The sequence below is a fragment of the Cephaloticoccus primus genome, assembly GCF_001580015.1.
Taxonomy (GTDB): Bacteria; Verrucomicrobiota; Verrucomicrobiia; order Opitutales; family Opitutaceae; genus Cephaloticoccus; species Cephaloticoccus primus.
This window is the reverse complement of sequence record NZ_LSZQ01000033.1, coordinates 1-24,078: the sequence shown is the minus strand read 5'-3', so window position 1 is coordinate 24,078 and position 24,078 is coordinate 1. Positions and strand designations below refer to the sequence as shown.

Annotated in this window: 19 protein-coding genes and 1 other RNA gene; 9 read left to right on the top strand and 11 right to left on the bottom strand. The window is 65.6% G+C overall.

Annotation, left to right across the window (positions count from 1 at the left end; all coding sequences use genetic code 11):
• Positions 1-241 precede the first annotated feature (241 nt).
• Positions 242-1,633, bottom strand: coding sequence for a signal recognition particle protein (gene ffh, locus AXK11_RS04375; protein WP_082780884.1), 1,392 nt, complete (start codon positions 1,631-1,633; stop codon positions 242-244).
• Between the two features lie 489 nt (positions 1,634-2,122).
• Between ffh and AXK11_RS04370 the strand changes: the two genes are divergently transcribed.
• From AXK11_RS04370 to fmt, 4 genes are all read left to right on the top strand, one after another.
• Positions 2,123-2,674, top strand: coding sequence for an Lrp/AsnC family transcriptional regulator (locus tag AXK11_RS04370; RefSeq protein ID WP_068629696.1), 552 nt, complete (start codon positions 2,123-2,125; stop codon positions 2,672-2,674).
• Positions 2,675-2,735: 61 nt separating this feature from the next.
• On the top strand, positions 2,736-3,992 hold the full coding sequence (locus AXK11_RS04365; RefSeq protein ID WP_082780883.1) for a pyridoxal phosphate-dependent aminotransferase: 1,257 nt from the start codon (positions 2,736-2,738) through the stop codon (positions 3,990-3,992).
• Positions 3,989-5,674 (top strand): ribosome biogenesis GTPase Der, encoded by a 1,686-nt coding sequence (gene der, locus AXK11_RS09400; RefSeq protein WP_082780882.1) that lies wholly within the window; start codon positions 3,989-3,991, stop codon positions 5,672-5,674. Before AXK11_RS04365 ends, der begins: the two co-directional genes overlap by 4 nt.
• A gap of 201 nt (positions 5,675-5,875) precedes the next feature.
• Positions 5,876-6,934, top strand: a complete 1,059-nt coding sequence (fmt, locus tag AXK11_RS04355; protein WP_068629695.1) for a methionyl-tRNA formyltransferase — start codon at positions 5,876-5,878, stop codon at positions 6,932-6,934.
• A gap of 98 nt (positions 6,935-7,032) precedes the next feature.
• Here the strand turns inward: fmt and rnk are convergent, their stop codons facing one another.
• The 3 genes from rnk to glgA all read right to left on the bottom strand — a co-directional run bounded on the left by rnk (position 7,033) and on the right by glgA (position 9,572).
• A complete protein-coding gene (rnk, locus tag AXK11_RS04350; RefSeq protein WP_068629693.1) occupies positions 7,033-7,446 on the bottom strand; it encodes a nucleoside diphosphate kinase regulator in 414 nt (137 codons plus the stop codon).
• 145 nt (positions 7,447-7,591) lie between these two features.
• Positions 7,592-8,011 carry a nucleoside-diphosphate kinase gene (gene ndk / locus AXK11_RS04345; RefSeq protein WP_068629691.1) on the bottom strand — a complete coding sequence of 140 codons (420 nt, stop codon included), beginning with the start codon at positions 8,009-8,011 and terminating at the stop codon, positions 7,592-7,594.
• Positions 8,012-8,087: 76 nt separating this feature from the next.
• On the bottom strand, positions 8,088-9,572 hold the full coding sequence (gene glgA / locus AXK11_RS04340) for a glycogen synthase GlgA (RefSeq protein ID WP_068629700.1): 1,485 nt from the start codon (positions 9,570-9,572) through the stop codon (positions 8,088-8,090).
• Positions 9,573-9,717: 145 nt separating this feature from the next.
• On the opposite strand from glgA, the gene AXK11_RS04335 reads away from it, so the two are divergent.
• Positions 9,718-12,207, top strand: coding sequence for a ribonuclease R family protein (locus AXK11_RS04335; protein WP_068629690.1), 2,490 nt, complete (start codon positions 9,718-9,720; stop codon positions 12,205-12,207).
• A gap of 121 nt (positions 12,208-12,328) precedes the next feature.
• A complete protein-coding gene (locus AXK11_RS04330; RefSeq protein ID WP_068629688.1) occupies positions 12,329-12,865 on the top strand; it encodes a DUF5069 domain-containing protein in 537 nt (178 codons plus the stop codon).
• A 404-nt stretch (positions 12,866-13,269) separates the two neighbouring features.
• Here AXK11_RS04330 and AXK11_RS04325 read toward each other — a convergent pair whose 3' ends face one another.
• The 6 genes from AXK11_RS04325 to hemF all read right to left on the bottom strand — a co-directional run bounded on the left by AXK11_RS04325 (position 13,270) and on the right by hemF (position 20,209).
• Complete coding sequence (locus tag AXK11_RS04325; protein ID WP_068629686.1) at positions 13,270-15,573, bottom strand: DNA polymerase domain-containing protein; 2,304 nt, start codon at positions 15,571-15,573, stop codon at positions 13,270-13,272.
• Between the two features lie 39 nt (positions 15,574-15,612).
• Positions 15,613-15,960, bottom strand: a complete 348-nt coding sequence (locus AXK11_RS04320) for a hypothetical protein (protein ID WP_068629684.1) — start codon at positions 15,958-15,960, stop codon at positions 15,613-15,615.
• A gap of 34 nt (positions 15,961-15,994) precedes the next feature.
• Positions 15,995-16,176: non-coding RNA, 6S RNA (ssrS, locus tag AXK11_RS04315), on the bottom strand.
• Between the two features lie 45 nt (positions 16,177-16,221).
• Complete coding sequence (gene hemG / locus AXK11_RS04310) at positions 16,222-17,883, bottom strand: protoporphyrinogen oxidase (protein WP_082780881.1); 1,662 nt, start codon at positions 17,881-17,883, stop codon at positions 16,222-16,224.
• Positions 17,883-18,917, bottom strand: a complete 1,035-nt coding sequence (gene hemE / locus AXK11_RS04305) for a uroporphyrinogen decarboxylase (RefSeq protein ID WP_068629682.1) — start codon at positions 18,915-18,917, stop codon at positions 17,883-17,885. Before hemE ends, hemG begins: the two co-directional genes overlap by 1 nt.
• 134 nt (positions 18,918-19,051) lie before the next feature.
• Positions 19,052-20,209 (bottom strand): oxygen-dependent coproporphyrinogen-III oxidase, encoded by a 1,158-nt coding sequence (gene hemF / locus AXK11_RS04300; RefSeq protein ID WP_068629680.1) that lies wholly within the window; start codon positions 20,207-20,209, stop codon positions 19,052-19,054.
• A gap of 261 nt (positions 20,210-20,470) precedes the next feature.
• Between hemF and ykgO the strand changes: the two genes are divergently transcribed.
• The 3 genes from ykgO (at position 20,471) to AXK11_RS04285 (ending at position 21,823) form a co-directional block, all read left to right on the top strand.
• On the top strand, positions 20,471-20,596 hold the full coding sequence (gene ykgO, locus AXK11_RS04295; RefSeq protein WP_007360011.1) for a type B 50S ribosomal protein L36: 126 nt from the start codon (positions 20,471-20,473) through the stop codon (positions 20,594-20,596).
• A gap of 20 nt (positions 20,597-20,616) precedes the next feature.
• Positions 20,617-20,865, top strand: coding sequence for a type B 50S ribosomal protein L31 (locus AXK11_RS04290; RefSeq protein WP_068629678.1), 249 nt, complete (start codon positions 20,617-20,619; stop codon positions 20,863-20,865).
• A 223-nt stretch (positions 20,866-21,088) separates the two neighbouring features.
• Positions 21,089-21,823 (top strand): HAD-IB family phosphatase, encoded by a 735-nt coding sequence (locus tag AXK11_RS04285; protein ID WP_068629677.1) that lies wholly within the window; start codon positions 21,089-21,091, stop codon positions 21,821-21,823.
• A gap of 450 nt (positions 21,824-22,273) precedes the next feature.
• Here AXK11_RS04285 and AXK11_RS04280 read toward each other — a convergent pair whose 3' ends face one another.
• Positions 22,274-23,863 carry a YihY/virulence factor BrkB family protein gene (locus AXK11_RS04280; protein WP_068629675.1) on the bottom strand — a complete coding sequence of 530 codons (1,590 nt, stop codon included), beginning with the start codon at positions 23,861-23,863 and terminating at the stop codon, positions 22,274-22,276.
• Between the last annotated feature and the right edge of the window lie 215 nt (positions 23,864-24,078).

Here is a 24,078-nt window from a genome sequence, read left to right as displayed (position 1 = left end):
AACAAGCCGCTCAGTAGAAAGGTCCCGACCATTAGTCGGTGATTCACCGGCAAATCGTTTCACCTCGCCCAAATGGGTACGCGCTCCATCCGCGTTTGAGGCCTCATTCCCTGTCGCAACGCGACAGGGAGGAGTCCTTTAAATTTGCGATTTTGTTCGGGCGCGTAGCGCACGCGGCAAAATCGCAAATTCAATGGCAGGGGACACCGTCCCCCGCCGCCCGCGCAGTGGCGTGTTTGGTTTACAGGCCGGGCAGGCTGGGGAAGCCAGCGGGGAGGTTGCCGTTGCTGCTGGCTGGGCTGCTGCCTGTGTTTTTCTGCATGGCCTGGAGCTGGCGCATCATTTTGCGCGAGCCGCCGCCTTTCATCATGCGCATCATTTTCTGCATTTGCTGAAACTGTTTGAGCAGTTGGTTGACCTCTACGATTTTGACGCCTGCGCCGTTGGCGATCCGCTGGCGGCGGCTGCCGTTGAGGATTTGTGGTTTTTGGCGTTCCTGGCGGGTCATTGACTGGATGATGGCTTCGGTGCGGCCCATCTGTTTATCGGCGCCCTCGGGGAGGGCGACGCCGCTCATGCCGGGGATCATCTTGAGCAGGCCCTGCATGGGGCCCATTTTCTTGAGCTGCTGCATTTGCGCGAGGAAGTCGTCGAGGTCGAACTCGGCCTTGCGCATTTTCTCGGCCATGCGCTCGGCTTCCTTTTGGTCGATGGTTTCCTGGGCGCGCTCGACGAGGGAGACGACATCGCCCATGCCGAGGATGCGCGAGGCGAGGCGGTCGGGGTAGAAGGGCTCGAAGGCGTCGGTCTTTTCGCCGGTGCCTGCAAATTTGATCGGGACGCCGGTGATGGCCTTGATGGAGAGGGCGGCACCGCCGCGTGCGTCGCCGTCGAGCTTGGTGAGGATCAGGCCGGTGAGGGAGACGGCGTCGTGAAAGGTGCGGGCGACGTTGACGGCTTCCTGGCCGAGCGCGCCGTCGGCGACGAGGAGGACTTCGTCGGGCTGGATGCGGGTGCGCAGGTGCTGGATTTCCTCAATCAGGTCGGTGTCGATCTGGAGGCGGCCGGCGGTGTCGAAGAGGATGGCGTCGTGGCCGCCCGCCTTGGCGGCGGCGAGCGCGGCGGCGCCGATTGCCGGGACGTCGCGCGAGCTGCGCTCGGCGTAAAAGCCGAGGCCCTCCTGAGTGGCGAGGATCTCCAGTTGGTCGATGGCGGCGGGGCGGTAGATGTCGCAGGCGACGAGGAGCGGGTGGTAGCCGCGTTTTTTGAGGAGGCGGCCGAGCTTCGCGCTGGAGGTGGTTTTCCCCGAGCCGTGCAGGCCGACCATCATGATGCGCAGCGGGCGGTGCTCGGAGAGCGCGGTCGTGCCCTCGCCGAGCAGGGAGACGAGCTCGTCGTGGATGATCTTTACGATCTGCTGGCCGGGGGTGACGGACTTGAGGACGTCCTGTCCGAGGCAGGCGCTCTGGACGCGCTCGATGAAGTCGCGCGCGACCTTGAAGTGCACGTCGGCAGAGAGGAGCGCGCTGCGGACTTCGCGCAGGGCTTCGGCCATATTGGCTTCGGAGAGGCGGCCAACACCGCGCAGGTTGCGCAGGGCGCTGCCGAGTTTATCGGTGAGGGACTCAAACATGGAAGTGAGTGGGAGGAACGGCGAAAAGAGCCGAGCAAAGCGCAGGGCAGGGTGGACTCCACGTTATTTTCAGTGTGCGGGCCAAACGGCTGCCACTATGCGTGGGATGGCCCTGCGCGTGGGGCGGTGGCGGGGCGCCACGTGCCATTCAATTTGCGATTTTGCCCGGGTGCTTCGCGCCCGGGCAAAATCGCAAATTTAACGGGACATCCCCCTGTCGCGTTGCGACAGGGAAGACGCCCACAGCGCGAATGAGGCGCGTACCCATTTGGGCGAGATGGAACGATTTGCCGGTAAATCATCGATCAATGGTCGGGACCTTTCTACTGTGCGGTTCGTGTATTGCGCGGGACGCGCAATACACGAACCGCACAGTAAATGGCAGGGGACACCGTCCCCCGCCCCGCGCGCAGCGGATGTATGGAAACCCAGCGGGTAATAAATAGTGTGGATTCCGCGAAGTGGGGCCGCACACACTGCGCACTTTTTATGACTTCTGTTCTCAAGCTCTTGATCGAAGGCGGGCAGCTGGATCCCGCGCAGTTGGCGCAGGTGGCGGGGCTCTCCGAGGAGGCGCTCAGCGAGCAGCTCGGCCAGCTAAAGAGGGACAAGGTCTTTCTGGGCTGGCGTCCGGTGCTCGATCTGTCGCGCGTTGCTGCTGCTGCGTCGTCGGCGGACGGGGCGTCGAGCGCGGCAGGCGCGGCGGGTGCTGCCGAGGCGGGCGGGCAAGGCCCCGTGCGCGCGGTGATCGAGGTGCGGCTGACGCCCGAGCGCGGCGGCGGCTTTAACCGGCTGGCGCAGCGGATCAGCCGCTTCGACGAGGTGGACTCGTGCTTCCTGATGTCGGGCGGCTACGACCTGCTGGTTTTTGTGAAAGGGCCCTCGCTGCAACGCGTGGCGGGCTTCGTCTCCGAAAAGCTCTCGACGCTCTCCGGCGTGCTTTCCACGGCCACGCATTTCCAGCTGCGCTGCTACAAGGATCAGGGCTTCCTGCTCGACCAGGGGGAGGGCGACGGAGAGCGCCTGAGCGTCGCTCCGTGATGTGCCGCCTGCCGCTCCTTCGCCCAATCCGCTTTCTCACACACACGATATTTAAAACACCATGAGTAACGACACCGCCGAACGCTGGGTCGCTTCGCACGTCGCCGGGCTGCCCAGGAGTGGCATACGCGATTTCTTCGAGCTCGTCGCCAAGATGAAGGGGCAGGACGTGATCTCGCTCGGCGTGGGCGAGCCGGACTTCGTCACGCCGTGGCACATCCGCGAGGCGGCGATCTACGCGCTGGAAAAGGGCAAGACCTACTACACCTCAAACCTCGGCATGCTGGAGCTGCGCCGCGCGATCTCCGACTACGTCGAGGAGCACTTCGGCATCGAGTACCGCCCCGAGGATCAGGTGATCGTGACGGTGGGCGTGAGCGAGGCGCTCGACCTCGCCTTCCGCGCATTCTGCAACCCGGGCGACAAGGTGCTGTTTCACCAGCCGTGCTACGTGTCCTACCACCCGAGCGTGGCGCTCGTGCACGGGCGGGCGATCGCCGTGCCGACCTACGCGAAGGACAATTTCGCACTCACGGCCGAGGCGCTGCGCGCGGCGTGGGAGCCGGGCTGCAAGATCCTCATGCTGAACCTGCCCTGCAATCCCACGGGCGGGACGTGCACGCGCGAGCAGTTGCAGCAGATCGCCGACTTCGCGCGCGAGAAAGACCTGCTCGTTTTGAGTGACGAGATTTACTCGGAGCTCACTTTCGAGGGGCAGCACACCAGCATCGCGAGCCTCCCGGGGATGGCCGGGCGCACGATCTTCCTGCACGGGTTTTCCAAGGCCTTTGCCATGACAGGCTGGCGGATCGGCTACGCTTGCGGCCCGGCGGTGCTCATCGATGCCATGATGAAGGTGCACCAGTACTCGATGATGTGCGTCTCGATCGTCTCCCAGGAAGCCGCGCTCGAAGCGCTGACGCACGGCTGGGACAGCGTGCAAAAAATGCGCGAGCAGTACCACCGCCGGCGCGACCTGCTCGTGCGCCGCCTTAACGAGATGGGCCTGCGCTGCCACTCGCCGCGCGGCAGTTTTTATACCTTTCCGGACATTACGGCGACGGGGCTGGGCGAGGCCGACTTTGCCGCCGGGCTGCTCAAGGGCGAAAAGGTCGCGGTCGTGCCGGGCACGGCTTTTGGCGAGGGCGGGCGCGGCCACGTGCGCGCCTGTTTCGCGACCGCTTACGACCAGATCATCGAAGCCTGCGACCGCATCGAGCGCTTCGTGCAAACGCGAGCGGGCGCGGGCGGTGCCTCTGCCGCTGCTGCTGAAAACGCTGCTGCGCGGGCCGCCGCCACTGCCGCCAACCACCAATGAGCCAGCCCCGTTCGCAAAACCGGATCGTCGCGATAGTCGGGCGGCCCAATGTCGGCAAGAGCCGCCTCTTTAACCGGCTCGCGCGCAGGCGCATCTCCATCGTCCACGACGAGGCGGGCATCACGCGCGACGTCATCTCGACCGAGATCGCCGACGGGGCCTACACGCTGCTCGATACGAGCGGCCTCGGCCTCACGGGCAGCGATACGCCGCAGCGGATCACTGCCGCCGCCGAGCAGCAGGTGGATTTCGCAATCGATACGGCGGCGCTGATCCTCTTCGTGATCGATGGGCTCAGCGGGACGACCGAGCTGGACGAGCGCATCGCCCGCAAACTGCGCCGCTCGGGGCGGCCCGTACGCCTCGTCGTCAACAAGGCCGATTTTGATGAAAGCCGCGTCGACTTGGCCGAGGCTTATCGCTTCGGCCTTGGCGAGCCGATCAGCGTTTCCGCCGAGCACGGTCACGGCGAGGGCCGCCTGCGCGCGGCGATTCTCGATGCGCTCGGGCCGCCGCCCGCAGAGGAATCCGATTGGGCTGAGGACGAGTTCCCCGATGCAGGCGATGCGGGTGCAGCGGAGCCGTCGGAGTCCGCAGACTCTGAAGTCGCTGGGGACGGCGGTGAGGCGAGCGCCGAGAGCGTTGCTCCGACGGCTCGCCAACGAGCGAGCCGCAAAAAAAAGAGTCTGCGACTCTGTTTTTTGGGGCGGCCCAATGTCGGCAAATCCTCACTCAGCAACCGGCTGCTCCAGAGCGACCGGCTCATCGTCAGCGACATGCCCGGCACGACGCGCGACGCCGTCGAGCTGCCCTTCCGCTTCCTGGGCCGCAATGGTCGCGAGTATCCCTTCAGCCTCATCGACACGGCGGGGATCAAGGCCGCGACCAAACTCGCCTCGCCAGTCGAGTATTTTTCGCGATTGCGCTCGCTCGATGCGATCCAGCGCGCCGACGTCGTCTTCCTCGTCCTCGACGCGCTGGACGGCGTCACCCAGCAAGACAAGGCAATCGCGGGCGAGGCCGTGAAGGAGCGCAAGCCCATCGTCGTCGTCGTAAACAAGTGGGATCTCGTCCACCGCGCCTTCTCCACGCCCGAGGGGATCAAGGGCTTCGCCAGCGAGCGCGACTATCGCGAGAAGTACGAGCGCGCCGTCTTTGAACGGCTCTTCTTCACTCCCGGCGCGCCGCTCATATTCGTGTCCGCACTCGACGGGCTGGAGATCGACCGGATGATGAACGCCGCCGTACGGCTCGACCGCACTTTAGAGAAAAAACTCCCCACGGGGCGGCTCAATGCGCTGTTGGGCGCACTCACCGAGCGCACGCCGCCGCCGCTCGTCGGCAGCCGCCGCTTCCGCATCTACTACGCCACGCAGACGGGGCGCCGGCCCTTCCGCATCCGCATATTTTGCAACCGCGAAGACCGGCTGCCCGAGAGCTATCGCCGCTATCTGGAGGCAGGCGTCATCCGCGAGTTCAAACTCGAAGGCTGCCCGATCTACTTCGACCTGGTGGGCAAAGAAAAACACACGCCCGGCGCCTCCTATACCTCCAAAAAATCATCTTCGTTTGCGAAGACTCCCGCCAAATGGCGCAACGCCGAAGCTGCCGAGGCCGGAGGGGCGGGGGAGGCGGGAGGGGGCGCAGCGCCCGGCGGCAGCTTTCAAACACTCGAAGACTAGCAGCGGCGCGGCGTCGCCGCTGCGCGCATCGCCCAATGCGGGAGCTTCGGTTGCCCAAGGGTTGCTTACCCGCGCTGCCGCGTTGTTTGGTTTACGCCCTTTTTAACGGCTGCTGCGCTGTGCCACCGCGCAGCGGCAAGACCGTGTAAAAGAAACGCGCGGCTGGCTGCGCGAATAACTGCTCAACCTCTTTTAAAAATCGTGCCCGCACTCCGACTCGTTTTCCTCGGCTCCGATCCCATTGCACTTCCCTTACTCGACTGGCTGGTCGGCGCGGAAGGCCGCACATTGGCGGAAGTCGTTGGCGTATTCACACAGCCCGACCGAGCCGTGGGCCGCGGGCAAAAAGTCAGGCCAAACGAAATCAAACAATGGGCGCGCGCCCACGGGCTCCCCGTGTATCAGCCCGAAAAACTGGACGCCGTCTCGTTGGCCGATCTGGCCGCGCTGCGGCCCGACCTCTCGCTCGTCATGGCCTACGGGCACATCTTGCGGGAGGACTTTATCGCGGCGCCGCGCCTGGGGACGCTCAATCTGCATGCCTCGATCCTGCCCGCGTACCGCGGCGCTTCGCCGATCCAAACCGCAGTCGCCAGCGGCGAAAAAGAAACGGGCCTCAGCCTCATGCGCATCGTGCGCGAGCTCGACGCCGGGCCCGTCGCCGATGTGGAGCGCGTGCCTGTCGCGCCGCTCAATACGGCACTCGACGTCGAGGCCAAGCTTGCCGTGGCTTGCGTGCCGCTGATCGCGCGAAACCTGCCCGCGCTCGCGGCGGGGGAGCTCGTCTTTCGCGAGCAAGCGCACGAACGCGCGACCTTTTGCCGCCGTCTGAAAAAAAGTGACGGCGTGCTGGATTTTTTCCGACCGGCTGCGGAGCTCGCCGCGCGGATCAATGGGCTTTTCCCCTGGCCCGCCTGTTCAATCGAGGTGGCGGGCAAGCCAATCAAATGCGGCCTGGCCGAGGCTCTGCCCGCTGCGGCGCGGCCCGAAATGCTCCCGACCAACATTCCTCCCGGGAGCGCTACGCCTCCTCCGCTTGCTGCGGATGCAGCGACCCGTTCGCCTCGGCCCGGCACCGTTATCGGTGCAGACTCCGCAGGGCTTTTGATCGCGACAGGGCAGGGCACCTTGCGCCTGCTGCGCCTCCAGCGCCCCGGCGGCCAGATGCTCCCCGCCAGCGAATTCCTCCGCGGCAACCCGATCCGGCCCGGCACCCAAATCCCCTCCCTGCCTGCGCCTGCCTTGGTGAGCCCGGCATAACTGGCCCGCCTTTAAAGAAGGCGGTTTGTTGTCCGCGAGAGGGAGCTGTGGACTGGCGGCAAAGTTCCGAAAGTCAGGCGGGGCGGGCGCGCGCCCTATCAGGCTTCGGGCTGGATGACTTTGCGGATGTAGAGTTGGCGGGGGCCGCCCGGAGTGCGCCAGATAAAGGTGTCGCCTTCGGCGAAGCCGATGATCGCCATGCCGATGGGGGCGAGGATGGAGAGGCGGCCCGCGGCGCCGTCGGCATGCTCGGGGTAGACGAGCGTGTAGGTGTCGAGCTCGCCGCTTTCCTTGTCCTCGATTTGCACGGTGGCGCCCATGACGACGACGTTTGGCGGGATGTCGGCTGGAGCGAGCACCTCGGCGCGCTTGAGCTCGGCTTGCAGGGGCTGGAGCGCTTCGCGCAGGCGTGGCTGCGATTGGATCGCCGCATCGACGAGCAGGCGCAGGCGTTCGTGGTCAGCGGTGGTGAGGCGCAGGCGGGGGAGGGAGGAAGCGGGAGCGTCGTTCATGGTTTTAAAAAGGGTTGGGATTTTGTTCGTTGGGAAATGGGGTGTAGCACAAACCCCGCAGTGGTGTGCACCACTGCGGGGTTTTATGCTTCCTGAAACGGGGGAGCCTTAGGCGACCGCGCCGAAAAAACAAAGCAATGTGGGCCTAAAGTGCGAAAATCTCCTCGGGGCGGAAGAAGCGCGCGAGCTCGGCGCGGGCGTTTTCAACGCTGTCGGAGGCGTGCACGACATTGGTCATCATGTCGGTGCCGAAATCGCCTCGGATCGTGCCTTTGGCGGCTTTGCGCGAATCGGTGGGGCCGAGCAGGTCGCGCACTTTGGCGACGATGTCTTCGCCTTGCAGCGCCATCATGATGACGGGCCGCTGGCTCATGAATGCCTCGATCTCGGGATAGAATGGCTTGTCGGCGACGTGCGCGTAGTGCTCGCGCAGGAGCTCCGGTGTCAGGCGTGCGAGCTTGCAGCCCACCACGTCGAAGCCCGCCGCCTCGAAGCGCGCGAGCACCTGGCCCACGTGGCGCTGCGCCATACAATCTGGTTTAAAAATAACGAAGGTCTTCTGCATAAAAGTCGGCGAGGCTAGGTGCGCGCGCTTTATTGAAAAGCCCAATGTGGGGCGGGCTCTCCGGGTAACGGTGCCGCTACTGCACTGAAGAAGTGGAGATGCTCGAGGGTCTCGTCTGGAGCAGCTCCCGATACAGCGCTTCGTAAGCCTGAGCGGCGGTGGCCCAGCTGAAGTCGTGGCGCATCGCGCGTTGCTGGACGGCGGCGTAGCGCGGTGCATCTGCGAAGAGTGCGAGCGAGCGCTCCAGCGCGTCCGCCATCCCCGCGCTGGTCGGCGCGTGGCAAAGCCCTGTCCCGCGCGCGGCGTCGCGATCGGCATCGATCACGGTATCGGCGAGCCCGCCGACCTCGCTGACGACGGGCACGGTGCCGTAGGCTTGCGAGTACATCTGGTTGAGCCCGCAGGGCTCGAACAGGGACGGCATCAGGAAGAAGTCGGCACCGGCCTCGATCAGGTGGCTCGCTGCTTCGTCGAGCTTCAGGCTGACGGCGATTTTATGCGGAGCGCGTGCGGCGAGTGTCTGGATGGCCTCCTCAAAGCGCGGTTCGCCGCGGCCCAGGATCACCAGGCGGCACTCCTCGCGCAGAAAAAACTCGGCGTTGGCGAGCAGGAGCTCGACGCCCTTTTGCTCGGTCAGGCGGCACACCATCCCGTAGATGGGCACGCTCGGCGGGGCCGCGCGCAGCCCGTGTGCGGCGAGCAGCGCGCTGCGGCACCTGGCCTTGCCCGTCAGGTCGTCTGCCGAGTAGCGGGCGGGCAGCAGGGCGTCGCTGGCGGGATTCCACACGGCGGTGTCGATGCCGTTGAGCAGCCCACGCAAGTAGGCTGCGCGCGAGCGGATCACGCCGTCGTGCCCGCAGCCGAAGGCTTCGGTCTGGATTTCGCTGGCGTAGCGCGGACTCACGGTCGTGACCCGGTCGGCAAACAGGATCCCGCCCTTCATTGCGCTGAGCTGCCCGTGATACTCCAGCCCGCCGACGCCGAGGAATTCCCGCGGGAGGTTCATCTGCGCAAACACGCGCAGCGGGGCGAGCCCCTGAAACGCGATATTGTGAATCGTGAAGACGGTGCTGCGCGCGAGCGTTTGTGCGTGCCGCTGCTCGGCCACGCGCAGTAGTAGCGGGACGAGCGCGGCCTGCCAATCGTGAGCGTGCACCACGTCCGCGTGGATGGCCTCCAGTCGCAAGGTCTCCACGACTGCCTTGGCAAAAAAGAGGAAGCGCTGTGCGTTGTCCTCGTAGTCGCGCGCACCGTTTCCGTAGGGGAAGCTCCGGTCGAAAAATTCTTCGCGGCACACCAGATAAACGGTGAGTCCGGGGCGTGGGCTGAAGCGGCGCAGCTCCCCCGAGATGAATTCCTGGCCCATCTCGATCCGCAGTTCGCACAGCTTTTCGGTTTCGGGCAGCGCCGGATGCGTGAGCACCGAGCGATACCCGGGCAGGAAGATTGCGACCTGGTGCCCCTGGTCGGCGAGCGCCCCGCCCAACGCGGCGACAGCATCGGCGAGCCCGCCAGTCTTGATGTAGGGGAACAACTCGCTGGCCACATGCACGATTTTCATCGCGGCGAAGTTGCGGGCTCCTTTCGCTGCGTCCAACCCAAAGGGGCTTCGCTTCACTCTTTGGGCATGTCGCCGTTGGCGATACGTCCGTCGGGCTTTCCGTCAGTGGCAGGTGGGCCGGCTTCGCATCATCTCTTAATCTCCCATGTCATCCCTCAACCCTGCGCTCCTGGCTCTCCTCCGCGAGGCCGCGCCTCAACCGCTTTCGGCGGCGGAAATCGCGACTCGGCTCGGCCTTAAAAAAAGCCAGCGCAAAACCTTTTCCCGCGCGCTCCAGAAGCTCCTCAACGCGGGCAAGCTCCACCGCAGCCGCACCGGCTTGATCAGCCTGCCCGTGGGGCCGAGTCGGAAAAAACAGGGCGAGAATCCACGCGCGGTTTTCGTCCCTGCGCCGCGCCCGACATCGCGCGTCCGAAAGGAGAATGCCCCCAGCCGTGAGCCCGCCCGCGGGCGCGAGCAAGGGACGGCGTCGATGCAGTCGCCCGCCGAGCTCACGGGGGAAATCCGCTTTCGCAGCGGCGGATCGGCCTACGTCGTCACTGCCGCAGAAAGTGCCGAGGCTCCCGCGCAAACGATCCAGATCGCCCCGGCGGCGGCGGGCACGGCGCTTCATGGAGACCTGGTCGCCCTGCGCCTCGTCGGCAGCACGCGCCCCCCGCGCGGAGCGCAGGCCAAAGGCGGCCGCCGCAACCAAGGCCGCTCAAACGGTCGCGCACGCGACGACGATGAGCTGCGCGGCGAAGTGCTGCGCGTACTCTCCCGCTCGCGAGACAGCCTCGTGGGCGAGCTGCGCAAAAGCGCGCGCCAGTGGTTTGTCACGCCGGACGATCCGCGCTTCGGGCGCGACGTGCTGGTCGAGCCGCCCGCTCGCAGTCCGCTCCGCCCCAAGCCCGATACGGGGGACAAGGTCGTCGTGCGCCTCGACCACTGGCCCACGCGCAGCGCGCCGCTCAGCGGCACGATCACCGCGCGGCTGGGCCGCACCCATGAACCGCGCGCAGAGCTGCTCGGCGTTTTGGAGACCTACAAGCTCAGCCCAGAGTTTCCGCCCGAGGTCGAGGCCGAGCTCGCGACGCTGCCCTCCAAAGTTCGCCCGGCAGAGATCGTCGGGCGGCGCGATTATCGCGAAGTCCCCACGATCACGATCGACCCCGATGATGCGAAGGACTTCGACGATGCGCTCTCCATCGAGCCGCTGCCCAAGGGCCAGACACGCGTGGGCATCCACATCGCCGACGTCGCGGCCTACGTGCGACCGGACACCGCTCTCGACCACGAAGCGCAGCGGCGCGGCAACTCCACCTACCTGGTGGGCACGGTGATCCCGATGCTGCCCGAGCGGCTCTCCAACGGGCTTTGCTCCTTGGTCGAGGGCGAGGATCGGCTCTGCAAAGCGGTTTTCCTGACCTTCGACGCTGGCGGGCAGATCGTGGGAAAAGACTTCGCCAGCACGGTTATCCGCAGCCGCAAGCGGCTGACCTATAAACAAGCCTACGCGCTGCTTTTTAACGATGACCTGGAGGCTGTCCGCGCGCTGCCGCTGCCGCCCAAGCACCAAACCGGATCGACGGGGCGCGCACTCTCCAGCTTGCCCCGGCGCGAGCTCGCTTCGCTGCAAATATGGGTTCGCCGCCTCTGGAAAATCGCCGCCGCGCTGCGCCGCGAGCGCATGGCCAGGGGCAGCCTCGACCTTGATATGCCCGAGACCAAAGTCTATGTGGACGAGGCGGGCTACGCCGACCGGCTCGAGCGTGTCGATAACGACGAGAGCCACCAGCTCATCGAAGAATTCATGCTCGTGGCCAACGAAGCGGTCGCCCACCTGACCCGCAGCCAGCGGCTGCCCTCGCTCTACCGCGTGCACGATGACCCCGAGCCGGAGCGGCTCAACGAACTGCGCGAAGAGCTCGCCACGCACGGACTCCAGGTGGGCAACCTCGCGGTGCGCGGCGAGCTTGTGCGCCTTCTCGCCCAGCTTGGCACGCACCCGCAGGGGCACCTGTTGCGAACCCAGCTTTTGCGCAGCCTGAAGAAGGCCTGCTACCGCGCCTCGCCCGACGGGCACTACGGGCTGAGCAAGCGCGACTACGCGCACTTCACTTCGCCCATCCGCCGCTATGCCGACCTCGTTGTCCACCGCGTGCTCGACGCGTACCTGGCGCGCAAGGGCGGTGGCTCCGCGAGTGGCTTTGCGGGAGCCGTGGCGCGCGTTGTCCGCAGCGCGATTGGGGCTGGTGCGCGCAAGCCAAAAGCCTACACGGTGGCCGGCGTGACTGCGCTCGGCGAACACCTCTCGCAAACCGAGCTCAACTCCCAGGCTGCCGAACGCGAATCGGTGAAAATCAAGCTGCTCGAATTCTTCGAGCGCGAGTTGGCGAAGACGCCGCGCACCCGTTTTGCCGCGATTGTGACCGATGTGCGCAGCACGGGTTTCTTCGTGGAGCTCACCGAATCGATGACCTTTGGCTTTGTGCCCGCGAGTGTGGCGGTAGGGGCGGGCGGCAGGGGCGGGCGCACGCGCCGCAGCCGCTTTGCAGAAAATCGCGGCGGCCCGCGCGTAGGCGATTCGCTCGACGTCACCGTCCACAAAGTCGACCGCTTCCGCCGCACAATCGACTTCCGCCCCGCAGAGTGAGAGGAGGGCAGGCGGGGGCACTGCGGGGCAAGAGTCGCGCTCACGTGCGCTTTCCGAAGTTTTAGAAAATCGCGCCCACGGCTTTGCCTTTTGAGCCGTGACTTCTCATCAGTGGTGGGGTATGAATCACTTCACCTTTACCCAGCAGTTTCGGGAGATTTATGAGCGCGGGCTGGCGCTCTATGCCAAGGGGCAGCGCGGGGCTGAGACGTATTTCTCGCCCGAGGAAACGGCTTTTCTCACGGCTAACGGAATCACGGCGCAGCATCTCTACGACTACGTGGAGGATCAGCATAACGAGGGCGTCCCGGGTTACGATACGGCGCTCAGCATCGAGCTGATCCGCCGCGATTACTTCCTCAACGTCCAGCAGGGCCAGTGGACGGGAAAAAAGGAAGACCCCGAAACTTGGCCGGCAAAAACCGAGGCGGTTGCGGGCATCGTCTGGCTCCCACGCATTCTCAGGAAAGTACGCGCCAAGCTGCGCGGTGAACTGCCGGACAGCGCGATGTTTTGCTGCGGTGGCGACCGCCGCTTTTTCAGGGCAAACAACATTCACCCCAGCGAGTTCATAAACCTCGCGTGGCGTGCGGGAGACGACGACCAGCCGATCATCGACTTCGTGGTCGCCCGCGCGAAGAGCGCAAAAGGGGAGTGATGGGCACGCGCCTGGCACCACTGCGCGTGTGGCGGTGGCGTGGCGCCACGTGCCATTCAATTTGGGAATCGGCCCCGTCGCTGCGCGACGAAGCACGATTCCCAAATTTAACGGGACTTCCCCCAGTCGCGTTGCGACTGGGAAGAAACTCAAAACGCGGATGGAGCGGCTACCCATTTGGGCGCGGTCTTCGACCGACTTATTTTGCGGCGCACTTGTTGGTGCGCCGTCCTGTTCCCTCGTCCCGCGTAGGAGCTTCAAACTTGACTGAACATTGCCGATCTCCGGTTAGGGAGTTCACTCAACTGTGCGGTTTGTTTGGCGGGCGTACCGCCCGCCAAACAAACCGCACAGTAAATGGGAGCAGGCACCGCCTGCCGCCGCACGCGCAGTGCAGTTTTGGGCTAGAACAGGCCGAGCTGGCCTTGTGCGTCTTCGCCGTTGGCTGTGCCAGCACCGAGTGCCGTTGCCGAATCGCTTGAGTTACTCGTCAGGAAGGTCGCGTAGCGCGCTTCCCAATCGCTGAGCTTATCGAGGTAAAACTTCGCGTCGTAGGGCGCCGTTTGCGGGTCGAATTCCTCGACTGCGCGTGCGCGCTGCCAGGTGCTCGCCTGCCCTTTTTGTTTGGGGATGATGTAGTAGTTCACCCGGTCGCCCATGCGTGGGCGCGGGCTCATCCGTAGCGAGACCTCCGCCGAGGCGCGGCGCGGCTTTCCGCCCTCGGCTACGAAGCGTTCGTAGGCTTCCGGGTTTTGCCGGAGCACCTCGCCCTTTGCGAGTTCGGCTACGGGCACGGTGCCTGCGGTGATTCGCTGGCGGTACTCTGCAAGCAGCTCCTCGGTGGGGCGCGGCTCTGCGCCGAGCAGATGGCGGATCAGGTGGTCGCTCAGGTTTTTCAAAAACGGCTCGATCCCGCGCGAGCGCAGCGCAGAGCCGCGCAGGGTGATTTTTTGGCCGTCGTAGAGCGCGTAGTTCTTGGCCTTGTAGCAAAACATCGCGGAGTAGCGGCCGTCCCACTCCAGCTCAATCCCGGGCGGCAGCGTGTCGGCCATCTTGGCGAGCAGTGCTTCGGGCTGCGCAAAATACTCCTCGGAGGCGAGGTAGATCCCGTCGGTATCGGCTTCGAGCAAGGTGCAGCCGAGTGCCTCGAAGCGCTCGATGAGTGCCTGCAAGAGCTCGCGGCCCTGACGCGTGACTTCGGCCGCGAGCGCGCCATCGCCGAAGCGTGCACCGCCAAAGCCGAGGTAGCCGTAGAAGGAGTTGATGAGAATCTTGAACGCGCTCTGCCGCGCGTTGTACTCGGCGCGCAGGGCCTCGGTCTCCGCCGTGCGGGCGAGCGCCTTGTACTTGAGCCGATAGTCGCGCAGCCGCGTGAGCATCGGGATGAAAACGCCGAGCGTGTCGCGATAGGGGTTGCGCCCCATGTTGAGCAGGAGGCTCGGGTACAGGGAGGCCACGTCGAAGTGCAGCACCTGGCGAAACACGCCCTCGCGAAAGCTGCGTGTGTAGCCGCCGTCGAAGGGCACCACCTCGCTGGGCAGCGGGCAGGCCTGCCGCGCGTGGTAGTATTCTTCGAGGAAGAGCAGGTCGACCTTGGTCGAGTTGCCGCGCAGGGCGGCGTCTTGCAGCGTGATGGGAAACGCGCGCGCTTGCTCGAAGTACGTGGGCAGCAGCACATCGGCCAGCCCCTCGGTCTCGCGCAGATCGTCCTCCAGATAGGCGCAGAAGCGCGCGCGATCTTCGCGGTAGCATTGGGCGATTTTGTTGCCCTCGATGTAGGTGCGCTCGGCGCCATCGGCACTGGTGATGCCGAAGTAGAGCGCGGCGGCCTTCAGGCCGTAGGAGCTGAGCTCGCGCGTCGTGATGTCGTAGAGCTGGATCAGCAGGTACGTATCGATCACGGCCCGGCCCGGCAGGTCGCAGCGCGGGAAATCGACCCAGCGCTCGGCAAGCTTCAGGCGGCTGTTGCGAAAACGGGCTTCCTGGCCGAAGCGCCCCCACGCGCAGGGGACCTTGTAGCGCAGGCAGCGCAGCCGCAGAAAATCCAGGTCAAACTTGAACAGGTTGTGCCCCTCGATCACGTCGGGGTCGAGCTCTGCAAACGCCGCGTTCAGCTCCTCCAGAAGTGCCTTTTCCGCGGCGTCGCTTTCCTCTGCGAGGACGAGCAGCCGATTCTGCCCGCCGCAGCGCAGCCCGATCGCCAGCACACGGTCGCCCGCCTTGTTGGCATCGCTGAAGCTCCCGTCGGCCGAGCCCGTTTCGATGTCGAGCTGGCAGCGGCGCAGCGCGGCAAAGGACATATCCGCATAGCAGCGTGCACGCTGTTGCAGCAGGAACTGGCTCTCCAGTGGCCGCAGCACATCCACGCCGCTGGTGCCATCTGCGCGCACGGTTTTTAGAAATTCCTTAAACTCCTCCAGGCCCGCCTCGGCGCCGTGAGCGAGCAGTCCGAAAAAACCTCCACCCGCGAGTCGCTCGATCTCGACTGGCGGCAGGGCTGTGCCGCTGTCAGCCGCCTGTGCTGCGTTCGCATTCCGGGCTTGGGTCACCAGGGCGGCGCGCGCGGCCTCCTCCGATTGCAGCCAAGCGAACGGGCGAAACGGCTCTACCGCGCATGCGCGGCCTCCATCGGCAGTCGCCCGCGCCGTGTGCGCTTGGCCCGCTTCATCGACCCAGACTCCGCAGATCGGCCCAGTGTTAGTCGTCATTACTGCGCAGGCTTCGGGGCAGCCGACCTGTAGCAAACACTAAAATGGTTTCACGAATACCATCACCAGAGCGAGTGCCGCCAGAGCGAGGGTGAGGCCCATCCACAGTGCCGCTTTTTTACGCCGACGGTAGGCCACGCCGCCCAAGGCCGAGATCCCCAGCCAGCACACCATTTTTACCCAAGCCCAACCTCCCTCCATCCCGTATAAGCCCTGCAAGAGGCGCGTCCCCGTGAGCAAAACGACCAGACTCGCGATACCGCTCCATATCAGCACCCGCTTGCGCGTCGCGGGCTCCGCCGCGCAGGCGAAAAACGTCGTCCCGACGAGGACGAGAACGGCAAGGACGTGGAGGACTTGTAGTGTATGGAGTTCGTAAGCGGTCATTCTTGGAGAGGAGGGGAGGGAGCAAAGGAGAAAAAAACACCCCGCCGGTGCCGTGTGCCCAAAGGCTCTAGTCCTTTTAAGTTCAGGTGGGCGCCTCCCCCGCAGCGTTTGCTTTCCGGTTTACGGCCTAGCAGCTTCCGCGGCGGTCTTGGCTCCCGTTGGTTCTTAAGGCAAAGAGCGTGTTTAATGAAAGCACCTCGCACACCACAGGGTGTCGGAGGTGGAAGCTAGGAGACCGCCCCCCCAGGTCAAGGCCGATGGCTAAAAGGCGTGCTCAGGAGTGTGCGCGGCGGCCTGTGCGGCGAGGGTCTCGCCGGAGTGGATACAGGCGGGAGTGGAGATGCCGCCGCGGCATTGGCCGCCGATGAAGAGGCCCGGGTAGCGGGCTTCGCAGGCGGCCATCGCGCCGAGGTGTTTTTCGTAGCCGAGGTTGTATTGGGGGATCGCCCGCGGCCAATGCTGGTGCTGCATAAACACCGGCTCGCCGCCCTCCCGCCCCTCCGTTCTCCCGCATCGCGTCGTTTTTCCGTCCCGCTGCAGGCCGAGGGTCTGTTCGAGGGCGGGGCTCACGCGCGCGAGCAGTTCGTCGGGCGGCAGTGGCGGGAGGGCAGTGAGTTCGCGCTGGCCCGCGCCGCCGAGCATGACGTGCAGGGCGACGTGACCTGCGGGGGCTCGCCCGGGAAAAAGCGTGGAGGTGAAGATGACGCCGAGCAGGGGGAGCTTTTCGACCGCCGGAACGAGCATCCCGAAGCCGTCGAGCGGGTGGGCGATTTGCGCGCGGCGGTAGCCGAGGAAGAGTGCGCTCACGGGCGGGTGCTCGATTTCGGCAAGTGTGGCGAGCGGGTGCGAATCGCCGATTTGCAGCGCGGCCAGCGCGTGCGCGGGCAGGGCACAGATGACGGCATCGGCCAGTTCTTCGCAGAGGACTTCGTCGCGGGGATCGGGGGTAGCGGAGCCGCCGGGAGCACCGGGGGAGTCAGAGGCGCGGGCGTGACTTGCGGCGTTTGCGGGTTTCGTGTGTTCAGCCGCGCGTTTGGTGACCGTGATTTTCCACGCGCCATTTGCCGACGACGGCGGGGTGAGGCTGCGGACTTGCGCGCCGAGTTGCAGGCTGCCCTGCGGCAGCGACTGGACGAGAGCGTCGATGAGGCTCTGGAGGCCGTCGCGAAAGGAAAAGAGGCGCGGGCGGGGCTGGTCGCTCGCGCGGGCTTGGCGCATTTTTGCGATTTGCGCGCGGAGTAGCGAGCCGTGGCTTTGCTCGGCCTGCCAGAGCGTGGGGAAGGCGTGGCGGGCGGAGAGCCTTTGTGGGTCGCCCGCGTAGACGCCGCTGACGAAGGGGCCGAGAAGCGCGTCGACGACTTCTTGCCCAAAGTGTGCGCCGACAAAATCGGCCAGGCTGGTGTCTTCCGCGCGTGGCGGCTTGGAGCGGCGGCGAAAGAGCTCACCCACTACACGGCACTTTGCCGCTGCGGAGAGCAGCGGCGTGCGCATGAAGCCGAGCGGCGAAGTGGGCGCAGCGACGAGGCGGCCGCCGCGCACGAGGTAGCGGTTTTTCGCGTCGGGGCTGGCGTAGACGAGCTGTGACTCCAGGCGCAGCTCGGCGATGAGCGCGCGGAGCGCCGCGCCGTGGGGCGCGCTATCGAGCAGCGAGTTGGGCCCGTGCTCGACAAGCCACCCGCCCTCGCGCGTGGTGCGTATCACCCCGCCTGCGCGCGAGGTTTTTTCAAAAAGGCGGACGCGGATTCCCTTTGCGGCGAGCCGGTGGGCGGCGACCAGGCCAGTAATGCCCGCGCCGAGGATGGCGACTGTCGGCGCTTGTTTGCGCAAACGCGGCGGTGCTGCTGCGCTCGCGGATGCGGCACGCGCGGCCTGTGCGGCGGCGTCAGATGCGGCTGCGCGCAGGGCGGGGCGAGTCGCTTGCATTACTTGTAGGTGGTGACGGTTTCGACGAGCGCCTGCATGCACTCCAGCCTAGCTTGCGGGGTGATCCCGTGGCCGAGGTTCAGGATGTGCCCGGGCGCCTGGTCGCGCATCGAGTCGAGCAGGCGGGTGGTCTCTCGTGCGACGATCTCGGGGCTCGTCTGCATGAGGATGGGGTCGAGGTTGCCTTGTACGGCGACCGTGCGCGGCAGGGTTTGGCGGATTTTGGGGAGCTCGATTGTCCAGTCGACGCCGAGGACGCGTGCACCGCTGGCGGCCTGTGCGGCGAGGTGCGGGCTGCCGCCCTTGGTATAAAGAATGACCGGGAAATCGGCGGGCAGCGCGGCGATGATCTGGCGGATCCAGCGCAGCGAGGCGGCTTCGTAATCGGGGCCGGCGAGGATCCCTCCCCAGGAGTCGAAGATCTGTATGGCATCGGCTCCAGCGGCGATCTGGATCCTGAAATAGGTGATGAGTGCGTCGCTGAGCTTGCCGAGTAGCGCGTCGAAGAGCGCGCGGTCGGTGTAGAAGAGCGTTTTGATCCGGGCAAAGTCCGCCGAGCTGCCGCCCTCGACCATGTAGGAGGCGAGCGTCCACGGCGAGCCGCCGAAGCCCAGCAACGCTTTCGCACCGCCGAGCTCGCTGCGGATGAGCCGCAGGGCGGCGGGGACGTAGTGGAGCTTTTCGCCCACGGCCTCGGCGGGGGCGAGCGCCTCGACTGCGGCGCGCGAATCGATGCGGTGCGCCATCGCGATGCCGCCCGTGTCGCGAAAGGCGTAGGGCTGGCCGAGCGCCTCGGGGATCACGAGGATGTCGGAAAAGAGGATCGCGGCATCAATCCCGGGGAAGCGGCGCAGCGGTTGCAGCGTGACTTCCAGCGCGAGCTCCGGCGTGCGCACCATCTGGAGGAAGGAGCTCTTTTCTTTGAGGGCGCGGTACTCAGGCAGGTAGCGTCCGGCCTGGCGCATGACCCAGAGCGGGGGGCGCTCCAGAGGCTGGCAGGCACAGGCAGCGAGAAAACGTTGGCGAGAAGTCATGGAAACGAAGTGGTGGTGGCGGGGAATGTCGCGGTGCGATGTGCGGTCTGCTCCCGCGGCGTGGAGGGGGGCGGCAGATGCGTGGCGTGGGGCGGCACATGCGCGCGCCCGCGGTGGCGTCGGCGGCTTTGGGCTTAGCGGTTGGCGAGCCAGTCGCGCGGCGGCAGGAAGCGCTCGGTGAGCTCGGCCTCGGGCGAGCCCGGCTCTGGTGCCCACGCGTAGTCCCAGCGCGCGAGCGGCGGCAGGCTCATGAGGATCGACTCGGTGCGCCCGCCGCTCTGGAGGCCAAACTGCGTGCCGCGATCCCACACGAGGTTAAACTCGGCGTAGCGCCCGCGGCGGCGGAGCTGAAACTCGCGCTCGCGCTCGCCGTAGGGTGTGCCCTTTCGCCTGGCGACGATGGGTCGGTAGGCGGGCAAGTAGGCGTCGCCGACACTGCGCAGCAGGGCGAAGCTCTGGTCGAAGCCGAGCGCATTAAAGTCGTCGAAAAACAGGCCGCCGATCCCGCGTGGCTCGTGGCGATGCTTGAGAAAGAAGTAGTCGTCGCAGGCTTTTTTGAAACGCGGGTAGAGCGCGCTGCCAAAGGGCGCTACCGCGTCGCGCGCCGTGCGGTGCCAGTGCACGCAGTCTTCTTCAAACCCGTAGTAGGGCGTGAGGTCGAAGCCGCCGGCGAACCACCAGGTCGCCGCCCGGTCTGTTTGGCGCGGTCGCTCGACCGGCTTCACGGGCGCGTCACTTGTTGTCGGTGATGGCGGTGATGCGTCCGTTACCGCCGCGCCGCTGGAGTTGCTCCCGAAGCCCTCGGCGTGATGCTCCGGCGCGTTTTCGTACGCGCAGAAAAACCGCACGTTCGCATGGCTCGTGGGCACGTAGGGGTTGCGCGGATGGATGACGAGGGACACTCCCATCGCCTCCCAAGGCTTGCCCGCCAGCTCGGGCCGCTGCGCGGTGGCCGAAGGCGGCAGCGCTGTGCCCTGCACGTGGGAAAAGGCGACGCCCGCTTTTTCAAACACCGCGCCCTCGCTCAAGATCCGCGAGAGCCCGCCGCCGCCGAGTGCCGCTGCGGGCCGGTCGCTGCCCGCGTGAGCTTTGCCGGTGTTGCTGACGGCGGAGTGTGCGATGGGCTGCGTGTTTGTGGGGCGCGTCCACTCGTCGTGGCCAAACTCGGCTGCTCCGTCTTCTTCGGCGAGTGTTTCGCAAATGCGCGATTGCAGGTCGAGCAGGTAGCGGCGGACGGCGGCGGTGGCGTTTGCGCGGAGGGGCTCCGGGTTTGCGTTGGTGGCGGCAGTCATGGGTTTAGGAGAGCGGGAAGGACGGCGTGAGGGGAGGGAGAGGGCGGCGGTGCGCGTGTCTAGCGGGTGAGGAAAGCAGGTCGGCCCCGACTTGGGAAACACTTTGCCGCTGCGGAGTTGCGGGTAGAAGCCGCAGTATTGCTGCCCCGTAGCGGGGCTTCATTTTTACGGCGCAAACCGGGTGGGAACACGCGTGGTGCGCGGGGCCGTGATTTCCGGTTGACAGGCTCAGGGGGCAGCGGTGTCTTCGGCCCCTTTTTTATGAAAGTCGTTTCGTCCATCAAATCCGCGAAGAAGCGCCATCCCGACTGCCAAGTCGTCCGTCGCAAGGGCCGCATCTACGTGATCAACAAGACCGACCCGCGTTACAAGGCGCGCCAAGGCTAAGCCCCCCATTTTTTCCCGACGTGAAATCCGAAATTCATCCCTCCCTCAACAAAGTCTGCTTCTTGGACGTTGCGACGGGCCGCCGTTTTTTAACGCAATCCACGATGCGCTCGGCGCGTAAGGAGCAGATCGATGGTGAGGAGTACTTCGTCGTCGTGCGCGACGTGACGATGGACTCGCACCCCGCCTACACTGGCGAGAAGCGCTTGGTCGACACCGCAGGCCGCGTCGAGAAGTTCACCAGCAAGTTCAAGCGCGTGCGCCGCTGAGTGCCCGCCCATCGGGGCGCGTGCCAATCCAATCACGCGCCGCGCGCCTTTTATTGCCGCTTCTCCACAGGACCCTTTTCCCCGAAAGCCGAACGAGCCTTTCCCGCTCGCTCGGCTTTTTTGTTGCCGGCAATAAAGGCCGCCAAACGCTCCCGCGCCCAACCGTACTGTTACCAATTGCGCTGACCGCTCCCTGCGGCCCTTGTACCACTCATCCCGCCCAATGCCACTGCCGCTGCCCTCCGATTTTTCGGCCTCAAACAAACTGCTCTTCATCGACTGCGACAGCACCCTGAGCGCGATTGAGGGCATCGACGAACTGGCGCGGCTGCGCGGCGAGGCCTGCTTTGCAGAGGTCGAGGCGATGACGCATGCGGCGATGGAGGGGCAGATCCCCATCGGCGAAGTATTTGGGCGGCGCCTGGAGATCATCCGGCCCACGCGCGAAGAGGCCGCCCGCGTCGGCCAAATGTACATCGAGCGCGCGGAGCCGACGGCGCGCGAAATGCTCGCTGCTGCGCGGACTGCGGGTTGGCGGCCCTGTATTTTGAGCGCGGGTTTTCGCGAGAGCATCGAGCCGCTGGCCGCTTACCTCGGCATCGACTGGATCGAGGCGGTGGGGCTGTATTTTGACGAGGCGGGTAACTACCGCGGCTACGACCGCGATTACCCGACGACGCGCAATGGCGGCAAGCCCGCGCGGATTCGCGAGATCGGCGAAGCGTGGGCGCGTGCCCACAGCGAGTCGCCGCCGCCGCCCGTCCCCGCCAGACCGCTGCGCACCGTGATGGTGGGCGACGGGATCAGCGACCTGGAGACACAGGGACAGGTCGATCTGTTTGTCGGCTATGGCGGAATCGTCCGCCGTCCGCGCGTGGAAAAAGAGGCCCAGGTTTTCATCCAGCAGCTCAGCGAGCTGCCCGAGCTTTTGGCGCAGCTAAGTGCGAAGTCGCTCTGAGTTGACGAGCCGCCAGGCGGGAGGGCGAGCGGCTCGCCACATAAAACGGGTCGAAGACGCGCGGCCAACGAGCCGCGCTCAAAATGAAAGGGTCGAAGACCCCTGCACGGGGGGCGGTGGCGTGGCGCTACGTACCATTCAATTTGCGATTTTGCCCGTACGCTGCGCGCCCGCCCTCCCGCCCAAAATCGCAAATTTAACGGGACCTCCCCTCAGTCGGGTTGCGACTGGGGATGAGGAATCAAGTGCGGATGGAGCGAAAACCCATTTGGGCGCGGCGAAAGAGTTTACGGGCTAAAACTCCTGCCCGACCGGAGGTCGGGAGTTCCTTACTGTGCGGCTTGTTCGTCGGGCGGAACGCCCGACAGCAAGCCGCACAGTAAATGACAGGGGACACCGTCCCCCGCCGCCCGCGCAGGGCCGCCCCACGCGCAGTGGAGCCGTGTTTTCTCAGCCCACGAGTTGGTCGAGTGGGGTATTGAGCAGTGCGGCGTCGCGTCCGGCACGCAGCGCGGCGATGTAGCGCGGAAGCAGCGGGTCGAGTGCGTGCATGGCTTCTTCGCTGGCGGCCTCCTCGCCGAAGCTTTCAAAGCAGGACTTGAAGTCGGCTAGGCTGGTGCGGTTCAGCGGGCGAGCCGGCTGGTAGAGGAAATCGCTTGTGGGCTCCGTTTCTGCGGCGGGGATCGGAGTGAGGAAGCGCATGTCGACGAGCCGCTGGAGGCACTCGTTTATGATTTGGGTGGGCGCCTTGATGATGTCGCTCAGTTGCGAGGCGCTGCATGCGGGGAGGCAGTCCTGGAAGCGGCGCGCGACGGTTAGAAAAACGAGCAACAGCAAGTGCTCGCGACTGGCGTGCGAGAGGTTTCCCCACGCGGCCTGGCTGCTGCGGAAGCGCGCATTCTGCACCGCGTAGCTGATCTGCCCGCCGATCAGCACGTAGAGCCAGAAAATGTAGAGCCCGAACATCAGGATCGGCATGATGCCGAGCGAGCCGTACAGGCTGCGCGAGATGACCACGCGGCGCACGTAGATGAAGGCCAGAAAGTTGTTCGCGAGCAGCAGCAGCGCGACGATGACCGCTCCGGCGAAGGCCGCGCGCCAGTAGACCTGGGTATTCGGGATGTAGCGGTAGAAGAGCGTGAGCATCGAGATCACGAGCAGCCCGGAGCTCAGCGGCAGGAGCCAGCGGATGAGCTGGAGCAGCTCGGCCCCAAAGGGGAGTTTCGCCACGAAGACATTCACAAAGGCGCCCGCGCTCAACAGCGTGATCGAGGCGAAGAAGAGCACCGCGCCCAGCGTCAGGATCGTCCAGTAGTAGATGATCCGCATCAGCCAGGAGCGCCCCTCACGCAGCCCCCAGATTTCGTTAAACGCGTCCTCGATCCCCTTGAACAACAGGATGACGATCAGGATCAGCGTGAGCGCGCCCACTGCCCCCGCTGTGCCCGAGCGCGAGCCGCTGATGAAGCCGCTGAGCATCCGCTCGACCGTCGCTTCGGCGGAGTCGTCGATCCGCTCGTTGAGCGCTTGCTGGCCGCCGGCGTTAGGTGGGGCGGTGGTGGCGGTTTCGGCGCCCGAGCCCTCATCGGCGCCGGGCCCCGCGTTGGGCCGGTTGAGCCCGCCTTGCAGCGTGGGGTTGGGCGCAATCGCCGCCGCCGCGCGGCTGGTGGATGGGGCGTGAGGGGAGAGCCCCTCGGCGCTGGTCTGCGCTTCGTACTCGGCGACCTGCGGGGCGATGAAGCGGATCACGCGGTTGAGCGTGTTGACGGCCAGATCGGGATCCTTGTCGTCCAGCACCATGCCCGCGACGAGCATCGCGATGGCGACGAGCGGCCCCAGCCCGAGCAGCGAGCTGAAGCTGAGCGCCGAGGCGCGGCTCGCGGCCTTGGTCTCGGTGAACACCGTGATCGTGATCGAGATCACGCGCAGCACGGCGTAGAAACGGCCCCGCAGCGAAGTGTCGTCGAGCCGCGCAGGCTGCCAAATCTCCTTGGTGTAGAGCGCCAGGAAACGCTGCCAGTATGCGAGTAGCCGAGCCATTCTGCGCGCAACCCTGCGCCAGCCAGCAGAAACTACGCAAGCCAAAGCCCCGACGCGGGCAGCCGCGCCGGGGCAGTCGGACAGCCTGACTGCGTGACAGGCGTGGGAATTTCATAGGCTATATCAAATGATACGTAGCCGCTTTCGTTTCACCGAATAAGCCGAAGGGAAGTGGAGTGGATTTACTATGCGTTTTCTCCGACTATTTGGTGTTT